At 55.7% G+C, this 14258-nt stretch carries 5 protein-coding genes and 1 pseudogene; all 6 read left to right on the top strand.

From position 1 onward, the window contains the following. Window positions 1-301: pseudogene (locus tag PA598K_RS32055) on the top strand (hypothetical protein); the annotation flags it as partial. A 331-nt stretch (window positions 302-632) separates the two neighbouring features. Then, on the top strand, window positions 633-1319 hold the full coding sequence (locus tag PA598K_RS32050) for a hypothetical protein (protein WP_128660836.1): 687 nt from the start codon (window positions 633-635) through the stop codon (window positions 1317-1319). A gap of 634 nt (window positions 1320-1953) precedes the next feature. Then, entirely contained in the window at window positions 1954-3096 is a 1143-nt protein-coding gene (locus PA598K_RS32045) for a response regulator (RefSeq protein WP_128660835.1), read from the top strand. Window positions 3097-3120: 24 nt separating this feature from the next. Next, a complete protein-coding gene (locus PA598K_RS32040) occupies window positions 3121-6192 on the top strand; it encodes an ATP-binding protein (protein WP_128660834.1) in 3072 nt (1023 codons plus the stop codon). 1061 nt (window positions 6193-7253) lie between these two features. Next, window positions 7254-10922, top strand: a complete 3669-nt coding sequence (locus PA598K_RS32035; protein WP_185602350.1) for an S-layer homology domain-containing protein — start codon at window positions 7254-7256, stop codon at window positions 10920-10922. A gap of 421 nt (window positions 10923-11343) precedes the next feature. Further along, on the top strand, window positions 11344-14235 hold the full coding sequence (locus PA598K_RS32030) for an ATP-binding protein (RefSeq protein WP_185602349.1): 2892 nt from the start codon (window positions 11344-11346) through the stop codon (window positions 14233-14235). The last annotated feature ends 23 nt before the right edge of the window (window positions 14236-14258 follow it).

The following is a 14258-nucleotide window of genomic DNA, read 5'->3' as shown; positions in this document are numbered from 1 at the left end:
GCTGCCGCAGGATATGCCGTCGGCATTGTTTTTGCGCAAGCAGGGGATCGAGCGGATCATCCTTCGGACCGATGCGATACAACAGGACCTGACGCATGTGCTGAAGCGGTATCAGGAGCAGGGGATCAAGATCTACCACTCCCGAAGCGGCGAGGTACCGGGGGAAGCGGTCATCGTCAAGCCGTCCAAGTTCAAGAGCATTGGCTACCGACTGAAAGCTATGGCTGGTCTGGTGCGCAACAGCGCTGGCGGCTTCGGCGGCAAAATCCCCGAGCCGACGAGCAGCACGGGATTCGGTTGAAGCAGGACGATTGGGAGTTGGGGTAGGGGATCGTTAGAAACTGCTGAGTATGATGGATCGAGCGGCGGGGATCTTCAAAACTTAGACTATGTCGGTCAATATGTTCGACTTGAGGTTTTTCATATTTTTGGATAAGATAGCTATAGTGATGCAATCGAGAAGTTAATGGAGCAACCGTACAGAGTCAACCGTACAGAGTCAACCGCTCCTGGCTTGGGATCAACAATAAATGACCGTCTTTTGCGACGGTTTGCGCGGCGAAGCACGCCTCGAGGATTCTGCCTATCGGCAGGAGCTTCGAGGCGTTTTTTAGTCCAAGGGAGGCGATAACATGAGCAGCTTCGAAAAAGAACACAAGCAATGGATTACATGGCATCTAAAGCATCGGGAGGGAGAACGCAAGGATGCACTAAGACGAGGTCTGGGATACGGCAATAAGCTTTTTGCAGAGAGCATTTGGTGGACGCTCATGGGTCACTTCAACAACCTGCACCCGGAGTATGAAGTCAAGGATTGGCGCGGGCGTTCCTACTTTTTGGATTTTGTTTGGATTACAGGCAGCATGCGTATCGCGTTCGAAATTATGGACTATGGTTCTCATGGCAAAGACCGTACCAAGTACCGCTTGGATCTCAACCGACAATTGTTCCTCCAATCGCAGCAGTATCTGGTGTTCTCAATCTCGCTGGACGAGATGAAGGAGAATCCGCAGTTTGTAATCTCGATGCTGCGTGCGGTGTTAGCGACATTTTTGACAGCGCCAGATAAGAATCAGCGTTCGGAAGCGCAGGCTTTCGGCAAAATTGAACGTCAGTTGATACGCTATGCGGTTCGCAAGAACCGGATTGTCCGTCCTGGTCATGCGGCCAGCGAACTGGAATTGCATAGACATACGATCATAAAATATTGCCGGGAATTGGTCCGTAAAGGCAAGCTTCGTGCGGTTCATAGCGGAACATCCAACCGAGTGGACCGCTATGAGTACCTTGGCGCGATCCAAAGTCTAGATTGGTTATGATGATGTCGACTACTAGTTTGTAACGTGCAAATGGAATATGGGGAGTGAGTGAACGGTAGTGATTCGGTAAACGGTACATGCCATTGCAGTTTCGGGACTTATGCGAAATATGGCACAAAATGGGCCAGTAGACAGTGCGATGCCCGAACTTATGCGAAATATGGCACAAAATGGGTCAGTAGACAGTGTGGCGCTCGGACTTATGCGAAATATGGCACAAAATGGGCCAGTAGATGGTGTGACGCCTGGACTTGTGCGAAATATGGCACAAGTCCAGGCGTCTTCTCCCCATCCCCGCACGTGAGTAGCCGCCCCGATTCCTACCAGCTGTGCTATCTCACCGTAAGCGGTGGTGGTCCCATCCCGCGGATTCGGCTCCCACTACCCACCCAAGTCTGGGAAGTGGCAACACTTGTCCGCCACGCTCGCCGTTTGTCGCCGCGCCCGCAACACTCGCCCGCAGCGCTCGCCGTTATCCCCCCGCCTCGCCCCTTCGCTGCGTCTCCCACCACTCCTTCTTGCCTGCGCAAGGGATTTGGTCGCATTTTGTCGAATGAATAGGGGAGAGATTGGAAGTAGATTCGAAGCAAGTATGCTGGCGGTCGCATGCCGTTTACGTAAGGAGTTTGAAGAGATGAATCGTGTCGTGCTCATAGACGACGAAGAAGATGCGCTGGACCTGCTGGAGATTTTGCTCGAGCAGGTCGGGCCGGTCGAGGTTGTCGGCCGTTATGCCAATCCGTTGCAAGCGCTGGACGCCCTGGAGTCTCCCGACCTCGATCCAGTAGATGCGGTGTTTCTGGATATTCATATGCCGGGGATGAGGGGGATGGAGGCGGCCCGGAGGATCAAGCAGTTGCGGCCCGGGATCCCCATCGTGTTCACGACCGCCTACGCCGAATATGCGGTGGAGGCTTTTGAGATTCAGTCGATCGACTATCTGCTCAAGCCCTTCACACCGGCACGGCTGCAACAAACGCTGGCCCGCATCCAGGCGTTGTCGGCGCCGGCTCCGAGCGTTGGCCTAGCCGGACCGCTAAACAGCTTCCCCTACATACACTTTTTTGAGGAGTTCCGTATCCAGCTGTCGGATGACGCGACCTCCCTTTTGCCATGGAAGACGACGAAGGAAAAGGAGCTGTGCGCCTTCTTGCTCCATCAACAGGGCGCTTCGGTCAACACGGCGCTGATCATCGAGGCATTATGGCCTGAGCATGATCTGGGCAAGGCCAAAACCTATCTGTACACTTGCCTGTCGTATTTAAGGAAAACGCTGGCCGAGTATCAAGTACCGATTCAGATTGAGCGTATCGACAAAGCCTTCGTCGCCAAGCAGCATCGAATCGCTTCGGATGTAGCCGAGCTGGAAGAGACGATCCGGCAAGTCTTGACGGAGGAGCAACTGAATCTGCACGGATATGAGCGGATGAAGCGGCTGTACCGGGGGCCGTATATGGCGACCAGCGATTTTCGCTGGGCGGAGGCCAAGCGTATGGAGCTGCACGCTGCGTGCGTCCATGCGCTGCGCCGCTTCCAGACCTATTTTTACAATCGTGGGGAGACGACGCTGGCCGTGGACAGCATGGAATGGCTGCTGCGAGCAGCGCCTGACTCGGAAGCGGACGGACGCAGGCTGATCGAGACGTACCTGGCGATGGGCAATCGTCACGAGGCGCGTCGTGTTTACCAGCGCTTGGAACAGACGGTAAGCAGGGAGCTGGGAGCCAGGCTGGAGGCGGCGACGCTGAGACTGTATCGGCAAGTCAACCCTTCCTAAGCTGCCGACGATGAGGTGGAGACGATGAAAAAAAGTATCCTGGCGCTGCTTGCAACCTCGCTCCTGTTAGTGGCAGTGTGCTTGGCGTTGCTGCTCTATAGCTCCTGGCTTGACAAGCCATCTCCTGTTGCGGTTAACGGGGCGATAGACTTGAGTACATGGGATTTTGCAGAGGGAGGCGTCATCAAGCTCGATGGAGAGTGGGAGTTTTATCCCAACGAGCTGCTAAGTCCGGAGGATGTCGCCTCGCGTGCGCAAACCGGGCTGCCATTCGAGGGGATCCAGGTGCCGGGCTCCTGGTCGCAGGCGATGGATATCCGAGGCAGCGGGACGTACCGACTGCGCGTCTGGATCAGCGATCCGAGCCCGGTTTTTGGCATGAAGACAGGCTCGATCCTCCTCAGTCATCGACTTCTGGTCAACGGCGCAGAGGTGATCCGTAGCGGGCAGCCGGGGGGAGAGGCGTCGTATCGCGCTCTGATGAAGCCTGGCGTCGGGTTTTCCCCGATGCGCGCGGGCTGGAATGAGATCATCATCCATGTCGCCAATTATGATTTTCCCGCAGACAGCGGCATCGTCGAATCCATTTATTTCGGAACGGCGGAGCAGATTATACGGCTGAATGATCGAGCCAAGGCTTACGATTGGGTGACCATTACCGCATTTCTCATCATCGGTTTGTACTTTACCGGATTGTATGCCCAACGGAAAAAGGATCGTTCGTCGCTCGTGTTTGGCTTGATGTGCCTTGGCGTTGCGTTGTTTACAAGCGTCAGAGGCGAGCGCATGCTGTTGCACATTTTCGGCGATTTGCCGTTCTGGCTATACATACAGATTCAAGTGCTTTCCGCGGTAGGCGTAGGCATCGGGTTTGCGCTGTATGTCCAGACCACCTTTCGTGCGTATTGCTCCATGTGGATCGTCCGCAGCGGTGTAGCCCTCGGATCGTTGCTTGCGCTGCTCTACCTTTTATTCGCGCCGGCGATTAATACGCAACCGTTCCGCATTTTAACGACGTTCTATATTGCGTTTTATCAAGGGTATGCCATTTATATTTTTGTCAAAGCGGCGCTGGACAAAGTGGAAGGAAGCCCGTATCTGGTATTCGCCGCAGTAGCGGTCAATATAACGGCGCTCAAGCAAAATATGAACCTCTACTTCGGGCAGCCCATCTATACGACGATTCCATTCGAGCCGTTCCTGTTCCTGCTCATGCTGGCGCTCCTGATGTCGCTGCGGTTCTCCAATGCCTTCCATCGCATCGAGGAGCTGTCGGAACAACTGCTGACGACCGATAAGCTGAAGGATGAATTCCTCGCCAGAACGTCCCATGAGTTCAAAACGCCGCTGCACGGAGTGATGAGTCTGTCCCAATCGATGCTCGACGATGCGTCGACGCCGCCGACGGCCGAGCAGCAAGACAAGCTCCAGCTGATCGTCGGCATGATGGGCAGACTGTCGCAGCTCGTCTATGACATCCTCGATCTGTCCAGACTGAAGCAGGGACAGCTCCGGGTCGAGCCGATGCCCGTCGATGTAAGGGCCGCTGTGGAGCTGCAAGTGCGCACGTACGCTTATATGAGTCAGGAACGCAATATCCAGGTCATCAATGAAGTACCGGCTAGCTTGCCGCCTGCCCTGGCAGATGAGAACCGATTGGCCCAGATTATTAGCAATCTGCTCGATAATGCGATCAAGCACACCGATCATGGGCGCGTGACGATAACGGCCGCTGTACGGGGGCGATGGATCGAATTGGCATTGCAGGATACGGGAGCGGGCATCGCGAGCGATAAAATCCCATACGTGTTCGAGCCTTTCCAGGCCTGGGAGGACGACCGACGCGGCGGCTACGGGCTTGGTCTGCCGATCGCAAAGCAGCTGGCGGAGCTGCAGAATGGCACCTTGACAGTCGAGTCGTCCATAGGGGAGGGATCGACGTTCACTTTAATCTTGCCGCTGGCGGAGGAAGGACTGGCGAGGTCTTCGGAGGCTGCCTCGCTCGCGCTAGCTGACGCTTCGAAGCTGTCGTTGCAATCCAAGGAAGCGGACTTTTCGTTCGGCACGCCGTACGAATCGCAACAGAGCGGCAAGCATACCGTACTTATCGTCGATGACCAATATGTCAATCTGAAGGTGCTGCTCGATATTTTGCAAACGTTGGATTATCGTGTGATTGCCGTCAAGGACGGCTATGAGGCGCTAGAGCAGCTGGATCGGCCAGGCAAGATCGATCTGGTCCTCCTCGACCTGATGATGCCGGGCATGTCCGGTTACGAGGTGTGTCAGGAGATACGGAAGCGGTATTCGCTGCTGGAATTGCCGATCTTGATGGTGACGGCCAACATTAATCACCAGGACCGGTTAACTGCGTTAAAGGCGGGGGCCAACGATTATTTGCTGAAGCCGTTCGATCAGGAGGAGTTAAAGGCGCGGATCGGCGGGTTGCTGGCGTTGCAGGCATCGCTTGCCAAAGCCGTTCATCTGGAGGTCGCGTTCTTGCAATCGCAGATCAAGCCGCATTTCCTCTATAATGTGTTAAACAGCATCGTCGCCTCCAGCTATCGGGACGTGGAGCGGGCGCGCAGCATGATTACCGATCTGGCTGACTATTTGCGAGGCAGCTTCCGGTTCAGCAACACCGACGAGCGAATTCCGTTTGCCGAGGAGTACAAGCTGATCCAGACGTATATCAATATTGAACGCGCCCGCTTCAAGGGACGGATACAGTTCGTGGCCGATATCGCGCCAGGCGCGCTGGAAGTGCGCATGCCGCCGCTGCTGCTGCAGCCGCTGGTTGAAAATGCGATCCGCCATGGCATCGGCGATCGCATGGAGGGCGGGACAGTGACCTTGACAGCGCGACGATCCGAGGCGGACTGGCTGTTCATCGTGTCCGACGATGGACTCGGTATCGAGCCATCACAGAGACAAGGCTTGCTGGAGGCGAGGGAAGCGGGCGATGTCAGAGGCGTGGGCTTGCTGAATATTAATCAACGCCTGCACTACGAATACGGGACACCCTTGAAGATAGAGAGCGAGCCCGACCGCGGGACGACAATTACGGTTCGCGTACGCGATGCTGTCCGGGCGTAGCCTTTTTATAGCCATTATATGGAACGGAGTTTGCCTCATTGTGATGGGGCGAACTCCGTTTTTAAGGTTTTTTTAAGGTCCTATGAAGTAGTGTTGGAAGATAGGACATTAGGCGCATGCGCTGAAAAAGGGAGATGACCATGAAACGTAAGCTGTCGATGCTACTTATTTTTGTTATGCTGTGCTCTGGATTGCCGCTGTCGCAAGGCATTCAAGTGGTACAAGCAGCCGGAGATCCGATGACAGGAGCCGGTACGAGAACAGATCCATACATTATTATGACCCCGGCGCACCTGGATAGCGTTCGTCAACGGTTAAACGCTTCTTATCGGCTTGGCAGCGATATTGATATGAGTAGCTACAGTAATTTTGAGCCGATTGGTACTGCAGCAACCCGTTTTATGGGCTATTTTGAGGGCGGGGGCTACACGATCAGCAACTTGACGATTAATCGCCCTGAGACAGAGAATGTAGGCTTATTCGGTTACACCGAATCAGGTGCCAGAATCGTCAATGTAAAATTGACGAACGTGGATATTACAGGGAAAATGGCGGTTGGCGGTTTATCAGGAAAAAACTACGCCCAAATCAGCTATAGCTCTGTCAGTGGAATCGTTCGTTCCAATAATATGTACCTGGGGGGAGTTGCAGGTGATAACTATGGAGCGATCAGCTACAGCATCTCAACAGCGGAGGTTAAGGGGGACGGGTCATATCATGTAGGAGGATTAGTAGGATTTGCTAATTCTTATAATACGATAACGAACAGTTACGCCACCGGGCCTGTGTCTGGTCAAAGTACGGTTGGCGGACTCGTGGGACGGGCTTCAGCCAATGTGAAGATCATAAACAGTTTCTCTACCGGCAAAGTTACTTCTGTCGGTCTGGGTGGCGGCTTGGTTGGGGATCCTCTTCCAAGTGTTACGTTTACATCCAGCTTCTATGACACGATCACCAGCCAACGCTCGGATACCGGCAAAGGCGTTCCGAAAACGACGGCGCAAATGCAAAATCGTTCGACCTATGAAGATGCTGGCTGGGACTTTGAGACGGCCTGGATAATGACTGATGGGCAATATCCAACGCTTCGGCCTTATGTGTCCGACGCCGACTCGGTCGCTGCAGCCAAGCCTGTGTTGCAGATCGGCTACACTGCTGGCGACAGCGACACCAGCGTAACAGGCAATCTGACATTGCCGACGACCGGGCTTCGCGAGACGACGGTAAGTTGGACTAGCAGTCATCCATCCGTCGTCACGACAGCTGGTACGGTCACACGACCAAGCTATTTGCAAGGTGACCTAACGGTCAAGCTTACTGCGACAATTGCAAAAAATTTCACGAGTGAGACTAAGGAATTCAACGTCACAGTAATCGCCTTGCCACAGACAGATGCCGAAGCTGTGGCCGCCGCCAAGAGCGCCTTGGTTGTCGGCTACATCATCGGCGACAGCGCAAGCAGTGTGACCGCCAATGTGACACTGCCAACGACAGGCGCCAGCGACACAGCGATTAGCTGGTCCAGCAGCGACACCAGCGTGATCGCTATGAACGGCGCAGTGGCTCGCCCATCTTACGATACAGGCGACCAAGTCGTCACGCTGACGGCGACGATTACCAAAGGCACCGAGTCAGATACGAAGGTGTTCACGTTAACGGTTAAGGCGCTGCCAGAGAGCGATATCGAGGCAGTGGCGTCGGCGAAAAAAGCGTTGGCCATCGGCTATATGACCGGTGATAGCAAACAGAGCGTCACCGGCGATGTAACGCTGCCGACGGCAGGCGTGAGTGGGACGACGATCAGTTGGGCTAGCAGCGACACGAGTGTCGTTGCAACGAACGGTACAGTCACCCGTCCGACGTACGGTATGGAAGACCAGGTCGTAACATTGACGGCTACGATTACCAAAGGTACTGCTTCCAACACTCGAACGTTCACTGTCACCGTCAAGGTGCTGCCACAGACAGACGCCCAAGCCGTGGCAGCAGCCAAAAATGCTCTGGTTGTCGGTTACATTACTGGCGATAGCGCAAACAGCGTAACCGCCGATGTGACGCTGCCGACGACAGGAGCAAGCGACACAGCCATCAGCTGGTCGAGTAGCGACACGAGCGTGATCGCAACAAACGGCGCAGTGGCTCGTCCGTCGTACAATATGGGCGACCAACTCGTTACGCTGACGGCTACGATCACTAAAGGCACCGAGTCTGATACGCAAGAGTTCAAGTTGACCGTCAAGGCACTGCCACAGACAGACGCCGAAGCCGTGGCAGCAGCCAAGAACGCTCTGGTTGTCGGCTACATCACTGGCGACAGCGCAAGCAGCGTAACCGCCAATGTGACATTGCCGACGACAGGCGCAAGCGATACGGCCATCAACTGGTCGAGCAGCGACACAAGCGTGATTGCGCCGAACGGCGCAGTGGCCCGCCCATCGTACGATACAGGCGACCAGATCATCACTCTAATCGCGACCATCACCAAAGGCACCGAGTCGGACACGCAAGAGTTCACGTTGACGGTTAAGGCGCTGCCCGAGAGCGACATCGAGGCAGTAGCGTCGGCGAAAAAAGCGTTGGCCATCGGCTACATCACTGGCGACAGCGCGAGCAGCGTGACCGCCAATGTGACGCTGACGGCGACAGGAGCAAGCGACACAGCGATTAGCTGGTCGAGCAGCGACGCAAACGTGATTGCGACGAACGGCACAGTGGCTCGCCCCACGTACGGTACGGGCGACCAGATCATCACTCTGATCGCCACGATTACCAAAGGTACCGAGTCGGACACGCAAGAGTTCACGTTGACCGTTAAGGCGCTGCCCGAGACGGATGCCGAGGCGATAGTTTCGGACAAAAACAAATTGACTGTCGGTTATTCCGAGGGAGACACCGCCAATCATGTGACAGGTGAGCTGACGCTCCCAACTACAGGAGCAAGCGACACCGCGATCAGTTGGTCCAGCAGCGATGCCGGCATCGTGGCCGCCAATGGCGCCGTGACCCGACCGAGCTATGCGCAGGGCGATCAGATCGTCACTTTGACAGCAACCATTACCAAAGGCGCCGCGAGTGACACGAAGACGTTCACCGTCACGGTCAAGGCGCTGGCTCAGACGGACCAGGAGGCGGTAGCGCTAGTCAAAGGCGCGCTGGAGATCGGCTATGCCAGTGGAGATAGCGCGAGCAGTGTCGTGAGCGGTCTGACGTTGCCCACGACAGGAGCAAGCGATACCGTGATCAGCTGGTCCAGCAGCCAACCGAGCGTTATCGCAGCTGACGGCGCAGTGACTCGCCCTAGCTACACGCAAGGCGATCAGACCATTACGCTGACAGCGACGATCGCCAAAGGCGAAGCGACGGACATCAAAACCTTTACGGTGACTGTAAAGGCAGCAGCGGCGCCGAATAACAATAACGTGTATACACCGCTACCTGTACCGAACACGGAGCAGATTAACGTCGATATCGAAAGCGGGAACGGCACGAACCTGGCGAAAACGCCAATCACCCGTACCACCCAGCCAGATGGCACGCAAAGCGACCGGGTGTCGGTTACAGACGCCATCGCCAAGCAAATGACAGAGAAGGCCAAGGAAACCGGCGTGAATGTAGCACGGATCGTGATCCCTGATGCGAACGACCGGGTGTCGGAGGTCAGAGTAGACGTGCCGAGATCGGCCGTTCAACAGCTGCGCGAGGGCAACCTCCAACTGGAGATTGCTACAGTTAACGCTCGTATTGCGATTCCGGCAGCATCGTTGACTGGCTTTGCCGACGACCTGTACTTCCGCATCGTTCCGATCAAGGACGACGCCGAGAAACGCCAAGTGGCCGAGCGGATCACGGAGGCAGAGCTCGTAACCGAAGCGGCGCAAGATCGCGATGTGCGCATGCTGGGACGCCCGATGAGCATCGAGACGAACGTGCAAAACCGCGAGGTGTCGATCATCCTTCCTTTGAAGGAGGGTCTCCCGACTGACCCGACCGAACGCCAAGAGATGCTGAACAACCTGCATATCTTCGTCGAGCATAGCGACGGTACAAAGGAATTGCTGCAGGGAACGATTGTGGAGGCGGCGGACGGTTCTGAAGCTATCGAGTTCACCGTTACCCGGTTTAGTACCTTTAGCGTCCTGTACATGGAGCGTTTGGTTGAGGAGGAGCCTGCAACGTCACTGACTGCCTACATCAACGGCTTTGCGGATGGGACGTTCAGACCGGATCAAGGCATCACCCGTGCCGAGATGGCTGCGATTCTGGCCAGGACGGTTGCGGTTGGTACAGGCGCAGAGGCGAATTTTTCGGATCTGCAGTCGACCCACTGGGCCTACGACGAGATACAACAGGTCATTCAGAGCGGTCTTATGAAGGGTTATCCGGACGGACAGTTCAAGCCAGATCAACGGATGACCAGAGCGGAGCTGGCTGCGATCGCATTTGCATTGAAGGACTTGAGTGCAGCAGCAGGGTATAGCTACACCGATACGCAGCACCACTGGGCTGAACAGATGATTGAAGCTGTACGGACAGCAGGGCTCATGAACGGCTATCCGGATGGTTCGTTCCGACCGAACAACACCGTGACCCGGGCAGAAGTGGTCGTCTTTATGAACCGTCTCCTGGATCGCGGAGTTGCGCCAGCAGCATCGGTGCAGACATGGAGCGATGTGAGCCCGGATCATTGGGCTTTTGAAGAGATCGAGGCGGCTTCGGCCACTGCCAATTGATAGGACTGACGTCCGCGAACGATACACGTTTGCGGGCGTTGTTTTTTTATAAAAAACCGCAATGATACGCCGTCCGCCTCAAACGGCCCTGTGTCACAAGGCATTTGCTCCCGGTCAAGCAGGAGTAGTGCGAAGATTGTCGAATGTTTACATCATTATGAAAAAATATCAAGTTTTATTGTCGATTGTTATATTTGTAGCGGTGCTGACGGCTGGCCGTTTGGCTTGGTTGCAAACTGCGATGCCCGCTGACCCATCCATTGCAGTCGATGGTCAGCTTGATTTGCGCGGGCAGCAGCATTTAGACGAGCGGACGGTTACGCTCGATGGGGAATGGGAGTTCTACCCTGGCGTTTTTGTAATGTCAGTTGATGACGCTTCCTCCCCGATCGGCGAGGCGAGTAGAAAAGAGCCTATACCCATGAAGATTAATATTCCCTCCCCTTGGAATGCCGTGCTTGACCCGGATGAACCAACGCCGTATGGCTATGGCAGTTATCGGTTGACGATAATGGTGGACGAGAAGGAGCGGGTGTACAGCATTCAGGTGCCCAGTATCCGCAGCGCCTCGGAGTTCTATGTCAACGGCAGGCGTTTGGCCGCCTCCGGCCAAACGGGAAGCTCGGCGGAAGCGTATCGTCCGGAGAATCTTCCTTACATCGCTTCATTTATGCCGGATGCAGAGGGCAAGATCGAGGTTGTCATCCAGGCGGCCAACTATTCCGATCCGCGCAGCGGCGGACTGGTGCGCTCGCTCAAGTTCGGAGCGGACTACAACATTCTTCGCGAAAAGCAGCTATCGCAAGCGATGCAATATTTGATTGCCGCGGCGTTAATGATGCAGGCGGCCTATTTGATCATGTTCTTTGCTATCGAGCGGAGACGGCTCTGGCTATTCTCGGCGCTGGCACTGTCGAGCTATACGGTAGTCATACTCAACAGCAGCGAGGACAAGCTGCTGCATCAGTGGTTCCCGATCTCCTATGCGGGAGGTTATATGATCCTATGCACGGCGTTTACCGTGATGGGTTACTCGTTGCTCCGGATGGTTAGCGAGCGACTGCCTGCCGCATGGCGTCTTCCCGTCGAGCGCGTCTACGGCGTACTGGCGGTTATCGGCATCGCGGCTTCTTTGACCTTCCCTCCGCAAGCGAGCCAGAAGCTGCAATTTATTATCTTCGGATGTATGTTGCCTGTCGCTGTGTTGTTGATTCTGTCGATTATGCGCAGTGCGGCGAACGGCATCCGAGGCAGCATGGCTCAGTTTTTGGGCTACCTTGCGCTTGGCAATCATATGGCCTGGTGGAGCGTTTTGCTCTTTACAGGCACGAAGCTCATCTATTATCCCTTTGATCTGATGCTGGCGATGCTGTTCTTCTCCTCAATCTGGATACGGCGGTACTATGTGCTGTATACCGAGCAGCGAGCGCTGACAGCCAAGCTGGAGGAGGTTAATCGTCAGAAGGATCGGTTCCTGGCCAATACGTCTCACGAGCTGCGCAATCCGTTGCACGGGATGATGAGCATGTCGCAGGTCGTGTTGAATCGCGAGCGACAGACGCTAAGCGCTGACAGCGTACACCTGATGGAGACGGTAGCCAAGGTCGGTCGCCGCATGTCGCTGATGCTCGAAGACTTGATTGATGTGGTGCGTCTACGAGATAGCAGTGTGAGACTACAGCAGTCTGGGGTGGCTTTACAGCCTGTTGTGGAGGGCGTCCTGGATATGATTCGTACTATGTCCGATGGCAAGCCGATTGCGCTGCGCAACGAGGTGACGGAGAGCTTTCCTCTTGTGGCGGCGGATGAGAATCGGCTCATCCAGATTATGTTCAATCTATTACATAATGCAGTCAAGTTTACGATGCAGGGCGAGATCGTGGTGGATGCGCGGATCGAGCAAGGATGTGCCATTGTCTCAGTAACTGATAGCGGCATCGGCATGGATAAGGAGACGCTGGGTCGAATTTTCGAGCCTTATGAGCAAGGAGGAGACGACGTAGCCTACGAGGGAGGCTTCGGTCTGGGCCTCAGCATATGCAAGCAGTTGGTCGAGCTGCATGGAGGCTCGATCCATGCCCGCTCGCAGCGCGGCGAAGGCTCATGCTTCTACTTCTCCCTCCCGCTGGCGGACAGCGCCAGCCTGATGGAGTCTGCAGGAGCCTCTCGAATGCAGCAGAAGGGAGGGGATCGCTCTGTTCCGGAGGCTAGCGATGCGAGCGAGCACGCTCATCCGGGACGGCCTGCGTCCTTTCCGCCCCTCGCGCTCGACGAAGCGGCCGTGTCCGGGGAACTCCTTGCCCGAGATCGTCCGCGCGTGCTGGCCGTCGATGACGATGCGCTTAATTTGCAGGTGCTCGCTTCTCTACTGCCTCCCGCCGAATATTCGATTACTGCGGTTACGAACGGCGCTGCGGCGTTGGCCCGATTGCAGGAGCAGGCCTGGGACCTGGTCATTACGGATGTCATGATGCCGCAGATGTCCGGTTATGAGCTGACGCGTCGTATCCGTGAGAGGTATACCGTCTCGGAGCTTCCGGTCCTCGTATTAACCGCCAGGACTCGTCCGGAGGATATCGAGAACGGTTTTATGGTTGGCGCCAATGACTATGTGACCAAGCCTGTCGAAGGCAGAGAGTTGAGAGCAAGGGTGCAGGCGCTGACGCATCTGGCCAGCTCCTCGCGAGAGCGTGTACGGATGGAGGCCGCCTGGCTGCAAGCCCAGATCGAGCCGCATTTTTTTCTGAATACGCTCAATTCGATTGCGGCCCTGCAGATGATCGATTCGGAGAGAATGATCGACCTGATCATGCATTTTGGCGACTACCTGCGGGAGAAGTTCAAGTTCCAGAATGCTGGCGAACTGGTCGAACTGGGCGATGAGCTGAGGCTGGTGCGCGCGTATTTATTTATCGAGCAGACGCGCTTCGCCGATTCGTTGGAGGTCGCCTGGGAGCTCGACGAAGGGCTGGAGAAGCTGCGGATACCGCCTTATTCCGTCCAGCCGCTCGTCGAAAATGCGATCCGCCACGGCCTGACCAAGCGGAGAGGTCGCGGGATCGTGACGATCACGCTGTTGCGCCGGGCAGATCAAGTCGAGATCGCAGTCCGCGATAACGGGGTCGGCATGACAGCAGAGGAGGTCGAGGGACTGCTGCAGGCGAAGGAGGGGCAAGGCATCGCGCTTCGGAATATCAATCAGCGGCTGCAACGGCTGTACGGCAGCGGCTTGCAGATTGCCAGTACGCCTGGCCAAGGGACGGTTGTTTCCTTCCACGTAGTTCATAAGCAAGATAGCGCAGACGTCGTCTAGAAGGCGACGTCTTTACTCTATTG

It is taken from the genome of Paenibacillus sp. 598K (assembly GCF_003851045.1).
Classification (GTDB): domain Bacteria; phylum Bacillota; class Bacilli; order Paenibacillales; family Paenibacillaceae; genus Paenibacillus_D.
This window is presented reverse-complemented; position numbering and strand designations above follow the sequence as displayed.